Origin of the sequence: Granulicoccus phenolivorans DSM 17626 = NBRC 107789 = JCM 15570, assembly GCF_000423085.1 — a bacterium.
Taxonomy (GTDB): Bacteria; Actinomycetota; Actinomycetes; order Propionibacteriales; family Propionibacteriaceae; genus Granulicoccus; species Granulicoccus phenolivorans.
Map to the genome: position 1 here is coordinate 1 of NZ_AUHH01000045.1, position 21,880 is coordinate 21,880.

The following is a 21,880-nucleotide window of genomic DNA, read 5'->3' on the forward strand; positions in this document are numbered from 1 at the left end:
CGTTGACCCACATCACGTTGACGACACCGTTGCCATCCACGAACAGCGCATCCAGCTGGCCGATCCCGCCTTGATGGTGCAAAGCCACCGGGCCCCCCGGCACCGCAGTGCCCCGCGCCGTGAGCCCAACGGGATCTGACCAGAGACCTGAACCGACTGTCCACATCACGTAAATGGCTCCGTCAGCCCCGGCGAAGACGCAATCTACCTGCCCTCCATTGGCCTGATTCTCGGCCGCGAGCGATGATCCCGAAACCATGCGCGGGGTCAGAGGAAACTCGCAGCCGATGCGCTGCTTCCCTCCCGCATGACCAACGCTTGTTGAGAAACACTCCTCGTCACCAGCGTGGAAAAAGATGTAGTCGCTCTCGCCAGTTCGCGCAACAAAGGAGACCGGAGCCACCGTCGTCCACGCCGCCATGGCGTCAGCAATCTGCTGACGACCGATTGGACTAATTGTGTCGGCGATCTCGTAAGGTACTTTCCCACGCCAGCGACTCCGCTGTCGGTCGTTGCGCACGTTGCTCACGGTAACCCTCCAGGTAGACGGCGTTGTCAGATCATTAGTTAAGCTAGGCGCCGCGATGGGTGGAGGCGCCGGCGCACGCCCAGCAGGTGCCCCGGTCCCTTGGCCCTTGAACGGCGATTGGTCCGCGGCCTGGGATCAAACGCGGGGCTGGATCCTGCCGGACAGTACGTTGAGTGGTCCGCTCCGTCTGACCAGCCCCAAGTCGTCGGTGAGGCTGATAGCGCGCTCCGGACCGGCGCGATAGCGTTCGAAATCAAGCTTCACCGGGAAGTCGGTGACGTTCGTGTCTTCTACCATTTCCCGTGCTCCTTTAGGGCAGTGTTTCGTCAGCGAAACGAGCTGATTTCGATCGGAGCTGTGCGAGATTCAACAGGACGGATCATCGGTTGAAACCCTCTGCTGAAAGTATTCCACTGACTCCTGGATGAGGCAATATGCGAGATTGTCATGACTAGTCGGCGTCTGAGAGGGCAGTGCTTTCGCCGGGTTTCCCATCCGGGATCTTGCCCTGGAGCTCGATTGGTACGGGAAGTTCTTCGGACACCCGGTCGACGAGGCCGGCCGCAGGAGGCGATGTGACAGGTCAGCGGGAGCACGTGAGTGTTCCTCGCTCCGCCCATGGCGCGCCGGCGGTGGCCTGATGACCTTGGGCGTGGACAGCATCGACCCTGGCCTGTCGCGGTGGCATAAAGCAGAAGTTGAGTACCAGTGCCTCGGAACGTACGACAATGGTGCGCACCACGTCACGGGCATCCAGCCGGACGGAACAGCGTGTCACTGGCAGCAGCGTCGACAAACGCTTGACGTGCATCCTGGGGGCGCGGGCCTGCCGATCGCTTCGTTCTTGGAGGTCGGGTTGCGGGTCGTACCCGAGCAATGTCGAGGAACCGCTGGCCTCGGCGTTGCGTGGGGATCACCGCTCGAAGTCCGGGCCGGTCTGCCGGTCCGGTTCGAGCCGCGGCCGGTGGTCGACGGCGGTGAAGCCGACGACCTCGGTGATCGACCGGGTCCGCGGGTCCCGGGTCCGGGTGCTGGTCCGCGCATACGAGCTCTCGAAGCGGGCCTGGGAGGCGGTGCGCTGTTCGGCGTCGAACCGGGAGCCGGTCACCGTTTGATGCCATTCCAGCAGCGCCCCGAGGGAGGCCGCGGCCGCCGCGCGCAGCTGCGTCAGGGCCGGTTCCTGTTCGTGGCGCTGCTGCTCCCAGCGGGCCCGGTCCTCGGGGGTGACATAGCCGAACATGCGGGCCAGGCGCGAGCCGGAGCGCGCGCCCTGCGGTGCTTCGCTCATGGTGACGTCCTTTCGGTTGCTGGGGTGGGGGAGACGCTGCGCGGTCCGGTCAGGGGGCCTGGCGGTCCTGGCTGCCGGCCCGGCCTGCGGCGAAGCCCCAGTCGAAGCCGGCCTCGGCCCGGTGGCCGGTACTCGGGCCGCTTCGCCACGCCTGGCCGGGGGCCCGGTAGTCGCGCTGGGCGTCCAGGAAGCCCGCGGGATCGTCGACGGCGGCCTGCAGGGTGGCCTGCCAGTCCTCGCCCAGGCCGCGCTTGAGGGCGTCCTCGACGCCGGGCACTTTCGCGCCGACCTGTTCCATCGCGTCGGTGAACGCACTCGCATAGGCCGCCTGGGCCTGTTCGGCGGTGAGGCCGTCGATCGCCATGGCGGCCAGCATCGTCTCGGTCTGCTCGAGGCGGTCCTGCAGGACCGGCGGGAGACCGGCGGTGTCCAGGCCTTGGCGTTGGGCGGCGAACCCGACCAGGTAGCCGAGCAGGCTGCCCTGGTAGGACGCCGGATCGTCGCGGCGCAGGCCGTCCAGCAGGCTCTGCTCCATCGTGGCGGCCAACTGGATGCGATGCTCGGCCGGATCCATCGGGGCGCGCAGGGTGACCATGGCGTCGGCCGGGATCGGCGTGCCCAGCTGGTCGGTGAACTCCCCGGTCCACACGGTCCGGACCCGGTCACTACCGGCGACCCGGGTCGCGTGCGGGGGCGCCTTCACGATCCGGCCGTGCGCCATCCCGTTGACCATCAGCCGCAGCTCCGGTTCGGCCTCCATCCGGGCGCCGAGGATGGTCCGGGCCCGGGTGACGACCTCCCGGCGGTCGAGACCGTCGTCGGCCATCTGGGCGTGGATCCGGGTGCGCAGAGCCCGGTAGCTGGTCGCGATCTCGGTGGAGTGGTCCCGGTCCCGCCGCATCGCCCAGAAGGCGTTCTCGAGCAGGGCCACCTCGGTCATCGCGGCGGTGTCGGTGGTGAACAGCTCGCGGTGGCCGCGGTCGCGGTGTTCGAGCTGCGCCAGCCGGGTCCGCCAGCGGTCGGCCAGGAAGTCGTCCCGCCCGCGCTTGCGGGCCTCGCGGCGGGCCCGGAACTCCGGGTCGCCGGCCAGCCCCGGCTCGCGCGCGACCCGGGCGGCGGTCCCGGCGTCGACCCGGCCGTTGAACGCGTCGGCCCGGTCCTGCGCCCGCCGCCCGCGGCGGTACGTCTGCGCCTCGATCCGGGCCTCGACGGTGCCGCGCAGGGCACGCGCGTACCGGTCGGTCTCCTGCCGGAAGTCCGGCGACAGCAGCCGCATCGTCAGCATCATCCCGACGGTCCGGACGATCGCGTCGCGGTCCACGCCCCGGCTGAGCGGGCGCAGCATGTGCTGCAGCATCAGGGTGGCGTGGGCCCGGCGCAGCGCGTCGGTCTGCTCCAACGGGTCGGCCCCCGGCGCTGTGGTCCCCGCCGGGTCGGTGAAGCCGGGCACCAGGATGTGCGCGTCCCGCAGGCTCGTCATGTAGCTCTCGCCGGCCTGCCGGGTCCGCGCGCGCAACCGGAGCAGGTGCTCCCGGTCGGACAGGTCGCCGGTGTCGTCGGCCTCGACCCGGACCCTGTCGGCGGCGGCACGCCGCTGCCGGTCCGCCATCCGGGCCCAGGTGCGCGGCCCGAAAAACTCCCGGGCCCGGTCCCGCAGTCGCTCGCGGTGGGTCCGCCGCGAGCCGGCCCGATCCGGGTCGTCCGTCCGGTCGTTCTGGTTGTTCCGGCCGGCCGGATCCGGCCCGGCGGGCCCGGTCGGTTCGGTCTGCTCGGTCGGTTCGGTCGGCGGGTGCGGGTCGCGCAGCGGCAGGCGTTTGGTCCCGCGGCCGCGGGGTGCCTCCTCGGTCATCACAGCTCCAGTCCGTCGGTGCCCGCTTCGGTGCCGACCCCGGGCCCGGAAGCCCCGGGGGCGGTGAGGACCGGCCGTCGCGGGCCGGTGGCCACCGCGTGGCCGGAGCGGCGGGTCCCGCCGCGCGGGTGGGCGGCCCCGGTGTGCTCGGCGAGCACGTCGGCCTTGAGGACGGCCGGGCTCAGGGTGAACGCCGCCCCGGGGCGCACCGCGGGGGTGGGCCCGGCCAGCAGTGCGTCCTGGTCCTCCCGCACCCGGCGGGTGGCCGCCGGGGCGAACTGGCTGCTGTGCGCCCCGTCGTAGAGGTTCTCCCGGGCGTCGGCGGCGGCCACCAGGGTCGCGAAGTCGCCGCCGTAGGCCATCCGGTCCAGCACCGTGCCGCGCAGCCCCGGGTCGGTCTCCAGGTCCCGGATCAGGCCGGTCCGGGGATCGGCCAGCGCGTCGGCCACCCGGGCCACGTAGGCGGGATTGACGCTGACGTTGAACCCATCGGCGGCGCCGTAGAAGGCGAGAAACTGCTCCTGCCAGTCCTCCCGGCTCGCCTGGACCGGCTCCCCGTCCACCAGCACGGTGCGCCAGGTGTGCGGGGCGGGGTGCTCCAGCCGGCGGCCGCGCCACAGTTCCCGGCCCGGGCCCTGCAGCATCGCGTACTTGTGCCGGGCCTCGGCCGCATCGTGCTTGGCCTGCAGGATCGACTGGGTGACCGGGTAGGTGAGCTCGAGCACCGCGGTCAGGTCGGCGTCGCGCAGCGCCGCCACCGCCCGCTGGCTGAACATGCCACCCAGACCGGTGCCGTGCGCCTTGATCGCGGTCGCGAACATCGACTCCTCCTGATCGGCCGCGGTGAGCCCGGTCACCCCGTGCGCGTCGCCCAGGTTGTGCGCGTAGGCGGCGAGCTTCTTCGCGCTGCCCTTGGCCCCGGTCTCGACGCAGACCGTCCGCACGCTGGCCAGGTGCTCCTCCCGGCCGGCGAAGCTGAGGGCCGCGCCGAACTCGGCGCGCTGGGCCTGCCGGTAGAGCCCGCTCAGTTCGGCGGTGACCACCTCCCGGTCCAGGGCCAGGTCGTCCCGGGTCGCCTCCCCGGCGGCCTCCAGCCGGGACAGCCGGTTCGCCTCGGCGGTGGCGCTGGCCAGCTCCGCAGCCAGGTCGGGATCGGCCGCGAGCCGGACCCGGGTGTCCAGCGAGACCTGCATCGCCAGCGGATGAGCACCCTTCTCGCGGACGACGCCGGTGTCGAGCAGGTTGGCCGGCACCGACAGCCTTGCCAGGGCCTCCCGGTCGGCCTCCCGGGTGTGCAGCCGGACCACGGCGACCGCGTCGCCGTCGAAGTCGCCGTCGAAGCAGGCGTCCATCACCGGGTTGATCGCCGCCCCGGTGAGCCGGTCGTCGATCGTGACGCGCAGGTAGCGCACCCCGGCATCGCGCAGGACGGGGTCGCGCCAGACCAGGGCGTGGTCGCCCTCGGCCAGGCCGAGCCGGCCGGCCGCCGCGGGGCCCAGCGCGATCTGGTCGACGTCCAGCCGGGGATCGGAGGTCCACACCATGGTGGCCGAGTCGGGCAGCCGGGAACTCATCAGGCCGGTCTTGAACAGGTTGGTCTTCCCGGTCAGGATCCGGGTCCGGACGTCGGTGGTGATAGCCTCGAACGCCCGCTGCGCCCGTGCGGTCGCCTCGCTCATGTCGCGCCGGACGGCCTCCCGCTGCTCGGCGGGCAGGCCGGGACCGTCGAGGCGCTCGGCCAGGTAGCGGTAGCGGCAGGCCTCGGCGAACACGTCCTGGTACTGACGGGTGTAGTCGTGGGTGACCGAGGTGCCGTCGTCGAACTCCTGGCCGCTGCGCAGGTGGGCGGACAGCACCGGCAGCTTCCAGGTCGTGGCACCGGCCGTCTCCAGGGTCTCGCCGGTCGGGTAGGTGAGCGGGAACGGCAGTTCCAGGTCGCCGCCGCGGTCGCCGATCAGCCGGCCGAAGGCGGCCCGCATCGCCGCGCTGTTCAGGCCGGGCCGCTGGCCGGGGCTGCGCGGGTGGGTCCGCACCAGGTCGGGCAGCGCGAACAACCGGCGCGCCGGCCGGTCGTCGAGACCCTCGGCGCGGCCGGTCACCCGGAGGGTGCCGTCGGCGTCCAGGTCCAGGCCGGTCACCAGCAGGTACTCGCGCAGGGTGGCCTCGGCGCCGGCGTTGGGGCCGTAGAACTCCCGCATGATCGCCGGGCAGTCCTGGGACTGCAGCGCCCAGGCCAGTTGGGAGGAGGCCTTGCGGCCGTGCCCGGCGAGCACCTCGGCGTCGTCGTAGACCCGGGTCTTCTCGTCGACCGCCAGGTGGGTGACCACGAACCGCATCCGGCCCAGCGCGCCCCGGCCCAGCAGCGGCGGCACCGCCCGGCCCGGGGGCGGCACCAGGTCGACCGGGTCGCTGCCCATCAGTTCCCGGGCCGAGCCGGCGTTGCGGCGCGAGATCAGCGAGAACGGGGACATCACCACGTCCAGGCCCGGGTTGGCCCGGAACCAGGCGACCTCCTCGCCCAGGCCTTGCGCCTCGGCCGCGGCGGGATCCAGGGTCCGGTCGACGATCAGGGAGATGACGCCCTTGTTGCCGTGCAGGTCGGAGAGCTTGTCGCCGACCACCAGGTCCCGCAGCCGGCCGCCGGCGCCGCGGATCCGGTGGGCCCGGGCGAACTCGGTCGAGACCACGATCGGGTCGTCGGCGGTCCAGCCGCCGAACGTCATCAGCGCCGTCCCGCGGGGCGGGGTCACCTCGGCGGCCTGCATGATCGTGGCGGCGGTCATCTGCTGCCGGTCGAACGGGTCGTAGCGCAGGGTGTCCAGCTCGGGGCGGGTCATCAGCGGCGCCCGCGCGCCGGTGAGGGTGGCCGGGTCGCCGGGGATGATCCGGCCGTCCGGGTCCACCCGGGCATCGGTGGTGAGGTAGCGCACGATGCCCTGATTGGTGGCGCCGCCGGTCATCACCGGGTCGAAAAACCCGCCGGGGGCCGGGATCCCGTGCGCGTCGGTGCCGGTGAGCACCGCCATGTTCCGGCCGCCGGTCAGCTGCCAGGCGTCGAAGCGGTTGTCGTCGGCCGGGTCGGTGCGGTCCCGGGCGGCCCGGTACTCCGCGTGAATGGTGGAGCCCTGCTTGATGTCGTTGCCGTAGCGGACCCGGCGGGCCTCGGTCCGCACGATCGTGGCGGTCCAGTCGTCGGGAGCCGCCGTGAGCTCGCCGGTTGCCGTGTCCACGCGGTAACCGCGCTCCAGGAAGTCGACCGGATGCCGGGTGCCGGACAGCTGGGCGTAGAGCCCGTTCAGCGAGGCGGGTTCGCCGACCTGGCTGCGGCCCGACACCAGGTCGGCGGCCAGCTGGTAGCGGATCCGGTCGTGCAGCAGCTGCTCGTAGCCGCGCAGCCGGGTGCGTTCCTCGACCGGGGCGGGGGCCTCGCCGGGCTGCGGGGCCACGATCCGGGCCTCGAAGCCGGGCGCGATCAGCGCGTCGTCCCCGCTGGCGAAGGCGGTGACGATCTCGCCGTGGTCGCCGGGGGCGAAGACCTGCCCGATCTCCCCGGTCACCGGCGTCGTGCCGCCGTCGCGGCGCAGTTTCCGGCCGCGCCAGGCGATCACCCCGTGGTCGTCGATCAGGATGTCCTCGGGGGTGGTGGCATTGGCCTCCAGCGCCGCGCGGACCGTGGCCCCGACCCGGCGCAGGAACGGGGACGCGTCCGCGGCGATCGGGTGGGCGGTCTCCTCGTCGAGGGTGATGATCCGGTCCTTGAACCGGGTGGTCCGGAAGCTGGTGCCGCGCAGCTCGGTGGGGTCGACGCGGAGCCGGCGCAGGGCGGCGGCCAGGTTGTCCAGGTTGGACCACTGCCCGGTGGGGCTGGTCATGTGGGTGGCGACCCGGGCCGGGTCGAAGCGCCGGTCCTCCCACTGTCCGTCCACCTGGCAGGGCTCGGCCTCCCAGGTGCCGACCAGCTCGTACGGCACGTCCGCGGCGTGCGCGCGGACCTGCTCGGCCGGGGTTCCGGCGTAGGCCAGGTTGCCCAGGTCGGGCGCCGCGTCCGGGTCGTCGTCCGAGGTGTCGTCAGGGCTGTCGTGGGGCGCGTCGAGGTCGGCCAGCCGGGCCCGGTACAGTTCCTCGGTCGCGCCGGGCCGCAGCAGGTCGCGCCGGGCTCCCGTGAGCACGTCCCAGTAGGAGCGCTGGATCGCGGCGACCTCGGGGTCGGCCGCGTACTCCGGCGGTTCGATCTCCTCCGGCCGGCCGGCGGTGCGCTGCAGTTCGGCCGCGGCGGCGGCGATCAGGGTGTCCACGTCCAGCGCCGCCTGCAGGTTCTGCCGGGCGGACTCCACCGCGTCCCGGACGTAGGTCTCGGCGACCTCCGGGTCGACGAAGAAGGTCGGCAGGTGGCGGGCCTTCGCGTCGCGGCGCAGCAGCAGCTTCGTGCCGGGCCGCGGGGCCGGTTCCCCGGGCACCCGGTAGTCGGCGAGGACGAACATGGTCTCGCGTTCGCCGTGGTAGCTGTCGGGCACCTCGACGATCCGCCGGCCGCGCCCGGTCTCGGGATGGCCGGTGCCCACCGTGCCGACGGTGCGCTCGGGCCGGTCCTGCCGGGGAATCGGCTGTCCCTGGGCGAACCGCAGCAGCCGGACGGCCTGGTCGGGGGTGGGGGAGGGAACCGCCATCCCGCCGGGGACCCGGAGGTTGGTCGACAGGCGCACCACGGTGCCGTTGTCGTAGATGCGGGCCCCGGCGTAGTCCTCCTGGCGCGGGTCGATCAGCCGGATCTCCAGCCCGGTGTCGCTGAGGCGCGCCTTGAGCTGGCCGGGGTCCCGGTCGCGGGCCACGGTGTAGGGGATGCCCTGGGCCTGCAGCTCCGCCAGCAGGGCCGCGGAGCGGGCCAGCGCGGCCGGGGACATGAACCGGTTGCGGTCCACCCGGCCGGTGCGCGGGTCCCGGCCGCCGTCGATCACCCAGTCGCGGACCTGGTCGTACTCGCGCCGGCTCATCTTGTCCATCAGCACGGTCAGGCCGGCGGCGTCGTCGAGGGTCATCGCGCGGCCCGCCTCGTAGGGGGTGCCGTCGGCGGTGCGGCCCCACAGCATCAGGCTGCCGTGCCGGGGATCGGCGAGGGCCTCGACGGTGCCGCCGGTGGCCCGGGTGATCGCCTCGTCGGGCAGGTGCAGCAGGGCGGTGCCCGCACGTTTCACCGTGGCCCGGTCGGCCCAGGCCGGGTCGTAGGGACTCACCGGCAGCCGTCCCGCCGCGGCCGGACCCGGCTCGGGGGCGCCGACCCCGGTCAGGCCGGCGAACTCGCGCAGCAGCCGGCCGTAGGCCGGATCCCGCGGGGTGTGCTCCCCGAACCGGGGCTCGTGGCCGGGCAGCAGGTCGGCGAAGGCGTCGTCGATCGCCCGCAGGCAGCGCGAGACGCCCAGGTCCGGATCGGCGAGGGCGGTGCCGTGCCCGGCCAGCAGCTCGTCGACCCGGGCGCGGATCCGCCGGGCCCGGGAGATCGGCAGGACCTCCCCCGTGCGGGTCCGGGCGTCGTCGACGGTGCGGTGGAAGAGGTACTCGTAGAAGTAGCGGCGCAGGCCGTGGGCTTTCCGCATGGCTGTCAGCTCCTGACGGGGCTCGGATCGGCTGGCTATGAATAGAGTCTAACTCTCCTATCGATAGATGACACGGATTTATTCGATAGATCCGGCGGGCCGTGCCGGAGCCGGGGCGGGCGCTACTCGGCGGCCTTCATCTCGCGGGCCATCGCCCGGTCGAACTCCCCGCCGGCCAGGTCCTCCCAGCTCGGCAGGGAGGCCAGGAACTGGTAGAAGGCGGCGTGCACGGTCACGGTGCTCAGCCCGGCCAGGTCGTCGGGGGTGAGGTCCTGCTCGGCGTACACCCGGCGGTCCGGGTCGTGCAGGGCGGCGGTGAGCCGGTGCAGGCCGGCGACCGCGGACGCGGACCGGTCCCGGCTCAGGTAGACCCGGGTGCCGTCGGCACTGCACAGGGCACCGTCGCCGTCCAGGGAGAAGTGGTCGCGGTCGCGTTCCAGTTCGATCCGGGTTCGCTGGCAGGCCTCGGCGAGCTGGCGGTCCAGGCTCTTGAGCTTGGCCGAACCGTCGGGGTTGATGAGCATGTCCTGGCTGATCCGGCCCTCGGCGTAGATCCGGGCCCGCCGCCGGTCCTGCTGGTCGCGGCGGCGGGCCACCTCGGCGGCCAGCAGGGTGTCCTCGACCGCGTCCTCCGGGTCGAACATCAGCAGGGCGAGGCCCTCGTCGTCGTCCGGGTCCAGCACCATCGGCGCGTGCGGGTCCCGGCCGGCGTCGGCCTCGACCTGCTGGGTGACCAGCCGCATCACCTCGTCGGCGTAGACGTCGGGGTCGAGCCGGGCGATCTGGACGTCGCTGTAGCCGTAGATCTCCTGGTAGGTCTGCTTCGCCGCGCCCGCGTGGTGGGCCTGGGCCATCCGCTTGGTCAGCATCCGCACGAAGTCGGGCTGGTTCCTGCGGACGTCGAAGTCGCCGGCCGAGGACAGCGTGGGGATGGTCTTCAGGTTGTAGTCCCGCCCGGGCTCCTGCGGCGTGCGGCCCAGCAGCTTGTAGGACATGGGCAGGATCGTCTCGTTCCGGTTCCACACCGGCGCCTTCCCGGCCCGGAAGACGATCGAGTTGCGCGCCGGCAGGGAGGCCAGGTCGGTGTAGGTGATCAGCGGTTCGGCACTGGTGGTCATCGTGTACGAGACCCGGGAGTCGGTCCGCCCGCCGACCATCCGGTCCACGTCCTGGCTGATCTGTTTCGAGTCGATCCGGGAGACGTGGGTCTGTCCACTCATCTTCTCCAACGTCTCGAGCATCGCGTCGTCGGTCGACTTGAGGAAGATGATGTTGGCGATGTTGCCCAGGACGATCCGGTCCACGTCGCCGTAGATGTCGCGGAGCTGCTGCAGCGTCTGCAGGATCACCGTGAACTGCTGGTCCTGCCCGAGGCCGATGCTCAACATCGTTTCGAAGCCGCTGATGCCGTGCCCGTCGGACTGCAGGTTGCCGAGCTCGTCGAGCATGAACCGGGTGCGGTACAGCGGCTTCTGGTCGGCCTTGGCCAGATAGGACTTGTCGAAGTTCAGGTCCACCAGCTGCTTGAGCAGGATCAGCAGCAGCTTGGCGTACTTGCTCAGATGCGGCGGGGTGACCAGGAAGACCGCCTTCGGCTTCTCCGCGTAGCGCACCGAGGTCTGGATGATCGCCCGGGCCCGGCCGTCCACCTTCTCCGGGACGCCGCCGCCGGACAGGTCCAGCCGGGTCTGCGGATACAGCGTGTCGCCCGGCGTGTACGTCCCGGGCGTCCCGTCCGGGGTGGCGCCGGCGTCGGCCGGGCGGAGTTCGCGGAGGATCCCGTTCTTGACGATCTTGGCGCCGGTGACCGGTTCCTTGACGTAGTGCCGGCCGTTCAGGGAGAGCTGGTAGCCCTTGGTGAAGTGGAACCGGAAGGTCCGCACCAGCATCCGGTTCTGCGGGTTGACCAGCTCCAGCTTCAGGTACGCGTGATCGGTCGGGAACACCCCCTTGAAGTAGTAGCGGGCCCACCCCTCCCGGGAGACCAGGTCGTCGTGGGCGAAGTCGGCGCCCAGGGGTTCGGTGAACCGCGGGTCGGCGTAGGCCGTCCAGACCGCCTGCAGGCCCTGCAGGTGTTCGCGCTTGACGTAGTCGGCGCTGAACCGGACCCCGAGCCGGCGCGGGAAGCTGAGGCCGCCCAGGTCGGTGTTCTGGCTGGGCTTGCCCGAGGTGAGCGCCGAAATGGTGGGGTCGGTGAAGAAGCTCATCGCGGTGATCGCGATGCCGTAGACCGAGGCCAGCATCTTCTCCGCCCCGGCCATCGCGCGCAACGCGTTGTTGGCGTTGCCGACCAGGGTCCGCATCGTGTTGGCCGGCAACGCCTCGGTGGCGTTGAAGTACAGCGTGAGCATGTCCTGCTCGGGCTTGCCCTCCCAGAACGCGGCCAGGGCGGCGGCCCGCTCCCGTTCCTGTGCCAGGCCGACCGCGTCGCCCGCGAACTCCCCGTCGGCGATCCGTTCCTCGAGCCGGGCCTGTGGATTGGGCAGCTTCCGGGCGGTGAGCTGCACGAACAGCTGGTAGCAGTTGTAGAGGGTGACCCGGCCCCACAGGTCGTCCAGCCGCTGCTCCAGGGTCTGCGGATCCATCCCGGTGAGCGCGGCGGCCTCGCGCAGTTCGCGCTCCTCCTCCAGGTAGAAGTCGATCAGGCCGTAGGCGGCGCGCTTGAAGGCGTTGTTGGCCGCGTTCGGCCAGACCGGGTCCTCGCCGCCGTCCAGCGGGAAGAACACGTCGGCGATGTTCTCCACGTAGAGCGCGCACTTGGTCGCGTCGCCCTCGCGGGCCGCCTCGGCGGCCAGGCCGAGCGGGTTGTAGATGTCGGTGTTCATCGGGTTGATCAGGTTGAACTGGATCGGGGCGTAGCCGCGCCGGACCGCCTTCACCAGGGTCTTGACCAGCAGTTCGCCTTTCGGGTCGTTGATGACCAGGTTGGAGGGGCGCTTCTCCCGGGTCCAGACGTCGATCAGCGGTTCGATGTAGGTCTGGCCCTTGCCGGCCCGGGTCATCGCCAGCACCATCGTGTTCACCGGGGCGGTATCGACCAGGTAGGCGCCGGCCGGCCGCTGCACCTCGTAGTCGGGCAGCTCCCAGTCGGCGGTGATCAGGTCGGCGACCGTCGGGTACGGGCCGAGCTTGTCCCGCACGGTGCCGCCGGGGTTGTAGGCGATCACCCGGGCGTCGAAGGTGCGCCGCAACCGGGGGTCGTCGGGAACCCCGGACACCGCGAACAGGTCCTGCCCGAAGTCCTCGTCGATCAGCGGCAGCCGGCGGACCACCGGGTCGCCGTGCGCGTCCTCGAGGACCTCGCCCGCGTAGCACCGGACCGCGCCGGTCTCGTCGGTGAGATCGGCGGTGGCCCGCTGCGGCACCGCGACCGTCCCGAGGCCCTTGCGTTGCAGCATCACGTGGCTGATCAGGGAGCTGACCTGGACCGCGGAGTGCGCCCCGGCGTCGGGGAACCAGTCGTATTCGCGCTGGATCTCCTCGGGCAGGGCGATGTGCTGGTCGTTCTCGTGTTGATTGATGTCGGCGGTGGTGCGCATCAGGTTGGCCGCGGCCACCCGCCGCGCCGACCAGGTGAGGACCATCAGGGCGACCACCAGGCCGGGGCCCAGGGTGGTGACCAGCTTGAGCGCCGACACCGCGGTCAGCTGCGGCGCCAGGCCCGCCGGCGGCGCGGGCGCCCGGCTCGCGGCGCGGGGTTCGCCCGGCCCGGTCGGGGCGGCGGACGCGGCCGCGAACCAGTCGGGGACCGGGACCTCGCCGGCACTGGGATAGCACGGGCCGGTCGGGACCGGGCGGCCCGCGCGGTCGACCGGCCGGTAGCAGGTGACGACCGCGCCCCCGGGGCCGGTGGTGGTCTGTTCGCTCCAGTAGGAGGCGGCCGCGGTGGGGGAGGCGGCCCCGGTCAGGGGTCCGCGGCCGAGGCCGGCGCCCACGGTGGCGGCCAGGACCGCCAGCACCGAGAACAGCACCCAGGCGACCGCGGCGACCAGGATCCCCGCGATCACCGCGAGGACGGCCCCGGGGCCGCGGGAGCGCAGCCGCCGCAACCTTGCGCGATCCAGCTGCTGCCGGCCGTGCACGTCGCGGTGGGTGTGGGTCTCGGTGGCCGCGCGGGTGCGCAGTTTGTCCCAGTTGGAGGCCTGGGGGCGGGCTTTCGGAGCCATGGTCGGCTCACATCCTTCCGTCCGGGGCGGGGTGCGTCCCGGGGTTGTCGGGGGTGGCGGGGAGCCGGGTGGTGCCGTCCGGGTGCCGGTCCGGATCAGGGAGCGACGCCGGCGCCGAGGATGAAGCCCGCGCCCAGGCAGATCAGGCCCATCACGATCACGAAGGCGATCAGGATCCGAGTGGAGCGGCCCTGCATCTCCGAGGCCCGGACCAGCTCGTGGTGGAACGCGTCCTTGTCGGCGAGGGCCTCGTCGAGGCGGGCGGCGTGCCGGGCCGCGGCCCGGGTCTCCGCGGTGTCCAGCTGCTCGAGCAGCTCGACGTTGCGCTGGGTCTGCGACCGGGTCTTCTCCACCTCCAGGTTCAGGCTGTAGTGCCATTCGGCCTCCCGGGCCCGCAGCGTGCTGACGGCCTCGGTGCGGGTGCGGTCCAGTTCCTCGGCGAGCCGGCGGGTCCGTTCGGCGTGCTCGGCCCGCACGGTCGCCAGCGTGGCCTCGTAGTCGCGGTGCTGAGCCCCGAGGGCGTCGGTGGTGCGCTGCTGCTCGGCGAGCACCGCGGCCCGGGTCAGGTCCGCCTCCCGGTGTTCGCCGATCAGCTGCCGGATCTCGGCGACCCACTGGTGCAGCCGGTCGGCCTCGGCCCGCAGATGGTCGCTCTGCTGGTCGGCCAGCACCTCGAAGATGGCGGTCCGGCCGACCTGCAACTGGAGGTCGGCGTCGCTGCGGCGCACGCTCAGGATCTCCTGCAGGTCGTGGGTGTAGCCGTCCTCGATCAGGCGCTCGACCTCGGTCCCCACCGCGGCCTGGTCCCGCTCCAGCCGGGGCCGGTTCCGCTCCCGGTACTGGGTCTCGGCCAGCAGGGCCGCCTGTTCCCCGCGCCGGGTGGCCTCGGCCTCGTAGGCCTGGAGGAGCTCGGCCCGGCGCAGCCGGATCTGGGTGTCTTTCGCGGCGATCCGGTCGGCATGGGCCCGGTCGGTGCCGGCCTTCAGCGCCTGGTACCGCGACCCCTCCCGGTCGGTGGCGACCTTCCGGATGATTCCCTCGGCCAGCTGGGCGGACAGGGTGACGTAGAGGGTGCGCAGCTCGTCCTCGTGGGCGGCGCGCAGCTGGGCGAGCTCGGCGTTTGCCTGCCGGGTGAGCTGGGCGACCTGGTCGCCGAGCCAGGCGCTGGCCTCGGGCGGGACCTCGATCTGGACGGCGGGGGCGCCGATGGCGAACGTGGCGTCGAACTCGTCCAACCCGATCGCCAGGTCCAGGTCCTCGGCCAGGAACCGCCGGGCGATGACCGCGCGCACCTGCTGCTGGTCCTCCAGCGGCCGCGCCGCGGCCGGGTCGGCCTCCTCGGCGCCTCCCTCCTCGGCGGGCAGAAGGTCGGCCGGCAGCGGCTCGACCGCCCCCGGGAAGCCGGCGGGTTCCTCGGCGCCGCCTGCGTCGCCGGTGTCGGTAGCGCGGGGGCCGGGGGCGTGCCCGGCGGCCGGCGGCTCGGCCGGGGCCGCCAGGGGAGCCATCGGCGGGTCGCCGGACCCGTCCGCGGCGGGCTCGTCCCAGAAATCGTCCGCGGGAGCGCCGTCCGGCTCCGTGTCCCCGGCCTCGGGGGCGCCGTCCCCCGCCGCAGCGTCCCCCTCCGTGGTGTCGCCGGTCTCCGGGGCGTCCCCGGGCGCGGGGTCCGCGTCCTCGGTCAGGCCGCTGTGCTCCCGCCACGCCCGGGCGCCGACCGCCTCCCGCAGGCTGGTCCGGCCGGCCGCCACCTCGGCCGCCAGCGCATGGCTCGCCGGGGCGAGCCGGCCGGGGAGCTGGTCCACGATCAGGTCGCCGCGGGGCTTCTGCCACACCACCGACCACGTGTAGGCGGCGGTCCGGGTGAGCAGGGAGTACTCGCTCATCCGCTCGAGGGTCGCCGGGGTGGGGATGAGGCCCAGGGTCTCCGCGGCCAGCATCTCCGCGGTGGCGACCGTCTGCAGCTGGTCGGAGCGGATCAGCTCGATGATCGAGCCTTTTGCCTCGTCGCGGCCGTGCCGGCGGCTGAGGCCGCCGATGGTGGCCACGTCCAGGGTCAGGATCACCCACGCGGTGCCGCTGGGGAACACGAAGGGCGTGTTCGCCTGCAGCAGTTCGACCGCGGCGGGGATCGCGGTCTCCGGGACGACCGAACTCAGCAGGTCGTCGGGCCGTTTCTTCCGCTCCGTGCTCCGGGTCGGGGTCGCCGTGCCACCGAAAATGCCCATGGAGTCGATCCTTTCGCCGATCATGCACCATTCTATCGGGATCGATCCGCATTCGATACAGGCTATCCATTGGGAGTGGGCAGGAAGCGACAGCGGCGGTCAGCGGTGGGCACTGACCTCCAGGTGGGCGTCGGACTTCAGCAGGGTCTTGTGGTCACTGACCAGGTCGCCGACCACGTCGATCCGGATCCGCCGTTCGGCGGGGCGTTCGTTGAGGAAGGCCGCGACGGCGGTGGTGACCTCCTCGGTCAGCCGCGCCACCGCGGCCCGGGCGCCACCGGCGTCGGAGTCGGTGTCGGCCTTGTCCTCGATCAGGTACTGCAGCACCCGCTCGTCGACCTCAAGGCGCACGTTGTGTTTGACGAGCACCTCGCGGACCAGAGCGCGCAGCTTGCGGTGCACGATCCGCTTCTGGGTCTCGCGGGACAGCGGCTGGAACGGGGCGATGACATCGATCCGGCCGAGCAGTTCGGGCGGGAACCGGTTGCCGGCGACGGTGTCGGACAGCGAGCGCCGGATCAGCCGGGTGTAGTCGGCGAGCCGGGCGCCCGACCCGGTGTCGTCGGCGGCGTACTGCGCGATCGTCCGGTACACCTCGCTGCCGGCGTTGGTGGTCATCACGATGTAGGTGTTGAGGAAGCTGACCTCGCGCCGGTTGTCGTCGCTGAGCCGGCCGTCGTCGAGGACCTGCAGCAGCACCCGGGTCACCATCGGGGAGGCCTTCTCGATCTCGTCGAACAGCAGGACCGCGTGGGAGCGGTCCCAGACCCGCCGGGTGAGTTCGGAGCGGAACACCTCCACCGAGGCGTCCTGGGCGTACTCGGTCATGTCCAGCCGGATCAGGTGCCGCGGGTCGCCGAACAGCAGCCGGGCCAGGGTCGTGGCCAGCTCGGTCTTCCCGACCCCGGAACTGCCGGTGAACAGCAGGCTGGCCATCGGTCGGGACTTGTCGTGCAGGTCGGCCACCGACAGCTGCAGGCGCCGGGCGACGGCGGTGGTGGCCAGGTCCTGGCTGAACACCGCCTCGTCCAGCTGCTCCTTGATCCGGGCACCGTCGACGCGGAAGGCCACGGTGACGTTCAACGACTCCTGCAGGACGTCGGCCAGCAGTGCCCGATCGAGCGAGCGGCCGGTCAGCCGGTGCCAGCCGACCATCGCATCGAGGACCAGGATCGACTTGCGGGGCTGCGCACTGGCCGGTTGGTAGCGCTGGGTGTACTCGTAGATCTGGCGCAGCAGGTGGTCGTCGACCAGCTGGTCGGCCACGCCGTACCGGTCGGCCATCGCGCGCAGGATCGCCAGCGTGGTCGGCTGATCGGGCGGGTGCAGATTGATCCGCTGCAGCCGTTCGGTCAGCGGCTGGTTGGGGATGATGTGCTGGTGGGCCTCGTCGTAGGTGGTCGCCGCGATCAGTCGGATCCCGCGCGATCCCGAGGCGGCCAGGACCGGCTTGATCGCCTCGGTCGCCGCCGCGGACAGCTGCATGATCTGGTGGAACTCGTCGATGACCAGCACCACCTCGCACGCCTCGGTCCGGCAGAACCGTTCGGCTTCTTCGAAGAGACCTTTCAGGGTGGCGGCCATGCGGCTGCTGTCCCCGGCCGCGGCGATCATCCGGGCCGGATCCAGTTCCAGGTACAGCCGCTGCGGATCGGCCAGCATGGTGGCCTGGACCACGGCGGTCTTGCCGCTGCCGGGGTCCCCGAGCAGGAGCACGTTGGACAGTTCGGGCCGGCTGAGCGCGGCGAGCAGCTGCCGCGTCTCGTGCTCCCGGCCGACGACGGCACGGGCGGGGCCGGGCAGGGGATCCGCGAGGGCGGCGAGCAGGGGATAGGACTGCGCGCACACGGTGCGGGGCGTCCCGGCGTCCCGCTCCGGCGGCGCAGCGGGACGCGACGGGCTCGGCATGACGACATCAACTCCGGGGTTGGGCGGTCGGGGTGGGTACGGTGCGGCGGCCGGTCAGCCGAGGGACTGCTCCGGGGGCGGCGGTGCCGGCGCCGGTGGCCGGGCGGCGGGCGCCGGGGTGGCAGGGGCTGCCGGTCCGGTCCCGGCGGTGCGGGTGCCCCGGTCGACCGCCCGGCCCAACCCGGCGATCAACGATCCGGGCGCGGGCGAGGCGGCCGGCGCGTCCGGCCCGGTCCGGGGTCCCGGCTCGGTGCCGAGGCTGCGCAGGGCGCCGGTGGCCAGGGCGCGGGCCGCGGTGACCGCGACGTCCCGGCCGGAGGGGGCAGGGCCGCCGCTGCGGGTCACCTCCGCCACGGCCTCCCGGACCGCGCCTCCGGCCACCCGGCCGGCCTCGGCGCGCAGCCCGGCGGAGCGCCGCGGCCGGGGCGCGTGGGGGACCGGCGGCACCGGGGTCGGCCGGGCCGGTACCGGTGCCGGTCCGGCGGGACCCGCCGGGGGGACGGAACCCGGGGCCGGCACGGCCTGCTGCCGCCGCCGGACGCCCTGGGCGAGGGCGGCGTTGACCACCCCGCCGGCCAGGAACGCCGGGCCCGGCCGGCCGGCCTCCCGCGCGGTCCGGGCCGGGCCCAGATGGGCTCCGGCCACCGCCCCGATCCCGGCACCGGCCGCGGTGCCGACCCCGGGGACGACACTGCCGACCCGGGCCCCCAGCCGGGCCCCGGTCGTGCCGCCCTGCAGGCTCTCGGTCAGCATCTGCCGGCCCAGGCCGGTCCGGGTCACCGCCGCGGCCGTGGCCTGCTGCTCCCGCTGCGCGGTCAGCGTCATCCCCTCCTGGACGTCGTGCAGGGTGTACTGGCTGGCCGGGGGACCGGACCGGATCGGCTGCGCGGGGTCGATCACGAGATCGCCGACCGCGGAGGGATGCACGCTGGCCCGCAGGCTGTACACCCGGGCCCCCGGCGGTCCGCCGCGCGGCCGGTCGGCGACCCGGACCGGCCGGCGGCCCCCGAGGATCCGATCCAGCTCGGCGTCGCGGTACAGCATCGTGTGGTCGGTGACCCCGGCCTCGGCATCGAACCGGTTCACCAGGTGCTCGTTGGCGTGCGCGGCGGGCGTGTCGAACCGGCCGGAGTTCACGATCAGGTCGACCCGCTGGTAGCCATCGACCGTGGGGGCGTCGTTGTGCACCACCACCAGCAGGTCCAGAGGGACGGGGCGTCCCTCCGGAGCGGTGCGGTGTTGGGTGGTGTGCTCGCCGGGGGTGAAGTAGCGCGCCTGCGGATAGTGGTCCTGGCCGCGGTGCCAGCTCTCGATCAACGGCTGATTCGCCATGGGTGATGTCCTTCCTGCCGCGACCGGACCCCGGACCGGTCGACCCGGGGCCCGGTCGCGCGCGGTGCGGCTCAGCCGACCAGGTCGGGTTCGTCGGCGTCGGGGACCGGCTGCGGCAGCGCCGGCTGCGGCAGGGCCGGCTGCGGGGCGGGGGCGGCCTCGGCGGTCGGTTCGGCGGCCCGGGCGTCCCGCCGGTGCGCCACCGACGCGTCCTTCATCGCCCGGAACTGCGCGGGCAGGGTGGAGGCGTCCAGCGGGAAGTCCGAGGTCGCCATCGGCTTGTTGGTGTTGATCACCAGGCCGGCCCCGCGGGTGCTGGCGAACAGGTTCGCCTTCACCCCGTAGACGGTCCCGACCTGCTCGTCGGCCTTGTTCAGCAACGGCGTGGTGTTGCTCCCGGCCGCCTGCTGGATCGCGGCCAGCTGGCCGACCGAGTAGGGCGCACTCGTGTCGTAGCGGGCCTTCCCGTCCGGCAGTTCCACCCGCTTCGAGACCAGGTGCAGGTTCGCCTGATCCGCGCCGCGGGGATCCCGGTGATCCACCTGGGCACCCAGATAGCGCGTCCGGCCGTCCTTGGTGACCGCGTTGTCGTAGACGGGGATGACCAGATTGACGTCGGTCATCGCCCCTTTCCCCTTCAGATAAGCCATGATCGGTTCCCTTTCGTCTCCGGCCATCCAGCGATGAGCGGCCATGATCAGTGGTGTCTGTCCAGCCACGACCGGGCTGTATCCTGTTGCTCTATAGAATAATCGGATCGATTCGCATCAACAAGGGAATTGATAGACGTATCCGACTCGGAAAGAAGGAGGGGGAGGGCGGCCGGCTCCCGGACGGCCGCATCGACCCTCTCGCGCAGGTGCACCGCGAGACCGGCGTCCAGGGTGGTGGTCGCCGACCGGCGGGCGTCCCCGGCGGACTCCGCGGCCCGCAGCCGGGCGATCCGGGAGCGCAACACCGGCCCGGAGCCCGAGCTGCCCGCGCTCAGGCTCCCGGCGGTGCGGGTCATCGCGGCGATGTCGTCGGTCGGCAGGTCCCCGATGGCGGGGCTCTGTCCGGACCCGTCCAGGTAGGCGATCGCGGCGCGCAGCCGGGTCGCGCGCCGGGCGGCGGCCTCCCGGAAGGTCGCGGCGGCGTGGGGGCCGAGCACGACGTCGCGGGTGAAGTCGAAGGTCAGGTGATGCAGGTCCAGGGCCTTGACCTCCTCGAACGGGTACAGCGTTCCCGGTTCCACCCGGAGCGGGGCGGGGGAGCCGACCGGGTCCAGGTGCAGCACCAGGCCGGCGCCGGCCAGGTCGGCCCGCAGGTCCGCGACCCGCTGCCGGTAGGTCCGGCGCATCGTCGCGATCCGGGCGTCGAGCACGGCGCGGCCGGCCGGGCCCCGGGTCAGCTGGGCCCCGCCGGGCTGGTCGTAGATCGTGCGGCCCAGCTGTTCGGCCCGCTCGGCGTCGGTCATCCGGGCCAGCGCCGCGTCGTGCCGCAGCGCCGTCAGCGACAGCAGGCGTTGGCCGTACCGGGTCACCGCCGCCTGTCGGTCCGCCCAGTCGGTCGCCTCGAGAGCGAACGGCAGGAAGTGCTGGTACTTGCTCAGCAGTCGCCGGTGCCAGTCCTCCTCACCCCGCCAGAAGTCGTACAGCGGCCGGGAATCGGGGGTGGCGACCCCGGCCCGGTCGGCGTGCTCCCACTGCCGGGCCAGGTCCCGGCAGGCGCCGGCCCGCTCCCGGTGGTGCCGCAGCCGGGAGGCGTAGCTGCGCAGCCGGAAGCCGAAGGACACCAGGTCGTTCCCGGCGGCGTCCCCGGTCCGGCCGGCGGCGGCCCGCGCGGCCAGCTGCCGGAAGTCCATCCCCATGATCTCGAGCACGGGGGTGCGGACCCGCAGTTCCTCCTCCGGCAGGGCGCGCAGCAGCTGGTAGACGCCGTTGACGGCGCGTTCGGTGATCCGGGCCCGGCCCCGGGTGACCAGGCGCTGCCCCTGCTGCGGGTCGAGCTGCTCGTGATCCCGGCGCTCCCGGGCGTAGGCGTGGAGCGCCTCCAGCGCGGCGGGCAGCGGGGACCCGGCCCGGGTGAGCTGCTCCTCGACGAGCTCGTGCACGAGCTGGTTGGCCTTGCGCATCCGTGGGTCGCGGCTGCCGGCGCGCCACAGGGTCCGGTCGGCGGGCAGGCAGGCCAGCAGGAACTGGGGGAGGGTCTCGTCCCGGATCCGTTCGTGGGCCCAGCGCTTGATGTAGGTGGTCACGTTGCGCCGTTCGTAGCCGACGGCGCTGCTGAGGTGGTGGACCGGCTGCTTCTGCTCCAGCCAGGTGTCGATGCCGCGGCGCAGGCGCGTCCGGTGCCGCTCCAGCAGCATCCCGCGCTGGCTGCCGTCGGGGGTGCGCCGGCCGGGGCCGGCGTCGTACATGGCCAGGTGGGCGTGCAGGTGCGCGGTGTCGACCTGGATGACCCCGACGTAGCGGAGGTCGTCGAAGCCGCCGGAGCCGCGCGCCATCCGCTCCAGCCCGTGCATGATCGCCAGCCGCAGTTTCATCTGGTCCACCCGGCCCCGATAGTCCCCGGGCCGCGTGAGCCTGAACCCGTCGTCGACCAGGCCGTGCCGGGCCAGGTAGCCCCCGTCGAAGGACAGCACCGTCTTCAGGACGGTCCGGCCCTGCTCGAAGCCGCGCTGGATGTCCCGGGAGGCGGCGGTGAGCTGGTCGTCGGACAACGAAACCGCGCCGTACCCGAAAGCGACCCCGCCGTGGCCGGGGGCCTGCCGCAGAGCGTCGGCCACCGCGGCCCCGGGGGCGTCGAGGTGTTCGACCGCGCTCTCGCGGACCAGGTAGCGCTGGATGAACAGATCGGTCCGCAGCCGCCGGATCGGCGCCAGGGATTCGGTCGCGCCGGCGCGGGCCAAATACCGGGTGACGTACTTCCCGGGGGTGCCGCCGCGGGTGCCCCGGCCCCCGGGCAGGGGGACGGAGAACTGATTGACGATGACGATGTCCTGTTTCAGGCCCAT

General features: G+C 72.8%; 11 protein-coding genes. All 11 read right to left on the reverse strand.

All coding sequences use genetic code 11. The features are described 5' to 3' along the window. The coding region (locus tag G531_RS25805) for a M12 family metallopeptidase (protein WP_211221880.1) at positions 1–529 on the reverse strand (529 nt) is incomplete at its 3' end. A gap of 135 nt (positions 530–664) precedes the next feature. Continuing rightward, positions 665–826, reverse strand: coding sequence for a hypothetical protein (locus G531_RS25810; RefSeq protein WP_155827980.1), 162 nt, complete (start codon positions 824–826; stop codon positions 665–667). A gap of 616 nt (positions 827–1,442) precedes the next feature. Next, a complete protein-coding gene (locus tag G531_RS0115630) occupies positions 1,443–1,817 on the reverse strand; it encodes a hypothetical protein (protein ID WP_026927950.1) in 375 nt (124 codons plus the stop codon). 49 nt (positions 1,818–1,866) lie between these two features. Beyond that, positions 1,867–3,666, reverse strand: coding sequence for a hypothetical protein (locus G531_RS0115635; RefSeq protein WP_026927951.1), 1,800 nt, complete (start codon positions 3,664–3,666; stop codon positions 1,867–1,869). Next, positions 3,666–9,257 carry a hypothetical protein gene (locus G531_RS23225; protein WP_145978548.1) on the reverse strand — a complete coding sequence of 1,864 codons (5,592 nt, stop codon included), beginning with the start codon at positions 9,255–9,257 and terminating at the stop codon, positions 3,666–3,668. The genes G531_RS0115635 and G531_RS23225 overlap by 1 nt, the downstream gene beginning before the upstream one ends. Positions 9,258–9,379: 122 nt before the next feature. After that, positions 9,380–13,423: a type IV secretory system conjugative DNA transfer family protein gene (locus G531_RS0115645; RefSeq protein ID WP_026927952.1), complete on the reverse strand. Its 4,044-nt coding sequence runs from the start codon at positions 13,421–13,423 to the stop codon at positions 9,380–9,382. A 95-nt stretch (positions 13,424–13,518) separates the two neighbouring features. Next, a complete protein-coding gene (locus G531_RS0115650) occupies positions 13,519–15,645 on the reverse strand; it encodes a hypothetical protein (protein ID WP_026927953.1) in 2,127 nt (708 codons plus the stop codon). 99 nt (positions 15,646–15,744) lie between these two features. Then, complete coding sequence (locus tag G531_RS0115655; RefSeq protein WP_081684182.1) at positions 15,745–17,553, reverse strand: AAA family ATPase; 1,809 nt, start codon at positions 17,551–17,553, stop codon at positions 15,745–15,747. A 54-nt stretch (positions 17,554–17,607) separates the two neighbouring features. Then, complete coding sequence (locus tag G531_RS0115660) at positions 17,608–18,885, reverse strand: hypothetical protein (RefSeq protein WP_026927955.1); 1,278 nt, start codon at positions 18,883–18,885, stop codon at positions 17,608–17,610. 71 nt (positions 18,886–18,956) lie between these two features. Further along, entirely contained in the window at positions 18,957–19,535 is a 579-nt protein-coding gene (locus G531_RS23230; RefSeq protein WP_174522469.1) for a hypothetical protein, read from the reverse strand. Positions 19,536–19,582: 47 nt separating this feature from the next. Then, positions 19,583–21,880 carry a relaxase MobL gene (mobL, locus tag G531_RS23235; protein ID WP_051215591.1) on the reverse strand — a complete coding sequence of 766 codons (2,298 nt, stop codon included), beginning with the start codon at positions 21,878–21,880 and terminating at the stop codon, positions 19,583–19,585.

Excerpts from the sequence above, each read along its gene's own strand:
- G531_RS25810 (WP_155827980.1), bottom strand. The coding sequence starts at position 826 with ATGGTAGAAGACACGAACGTCACCGACTTCCCGGTGAAGCTTGATTTC.
- G531_RS0115630 (WP_026927950.1), bottom strand. The coding sequence starts at position 1,817 with ATGAGCGAAGCACCGCAGGGCGCGCGCTCCGGCTCGCGCCTGGCCCGC.
- G531_RS0115635 (WP_026927951.1), bottom strand. The coding sequence starts at position 3,666 with ATGACCGAGGAGGCACCCCGCGGCCGCGGGACCAAACGCCTGCCGCTG.
- G531_RS23225 (WP_145978548.1), bottom strand. The coding sequence starts at position 9,257 with ATGCGGAAAGCCCACGGCCTGCGCCGCTACTTCTACGAGTACCTCTTC.
- G531_RS0115645 (WP_026927952.1), bottom strand. The coding sequence starts at position 13,423 with ATGGCTCCGAAAGCCCGCCCCCAGGCCTCCAACTGGGACAAACTGCGC.
- G531_RS0115650 (WP_026927953.1), bottom strand. The coding sequence starts at position 15,645 with ATGGGCATTTTCGGTGGCACGGCGACCCCGACCCGGAGCACGGAGCGG.
- G531_RS0115655 (WP_081684182.1), bottom strand. The coding sequence starts at position 17,553 with ATGCCGAGCCCGTCGCGTCCCGCTGCGCCGCCGGAGCGGGACGCCGGG.
- G531_RS0115660 (WP_026927955.1), bottom strand. The coding sequence starts at position 18,885 with ATGGCGAATCAGCCGTTGATCGAGAGCTGGCACCGCGGCCAGGACCAC.
- G531_RS23230 (WP_174522469.1), bottom strand. The coding sequence starts at position 19,535 with ATGGCTTATCTGAAGGGGAAAGGGGCGATGACCGACGTCAATCTGGTC.
- mobL (WP_051215591.1), bottom strand. The coding sequence starts at position 21,880 with ATGGGCCTGAAACAGGACATCGTCATCGTCAATCAGTTCTCCGTCCCC.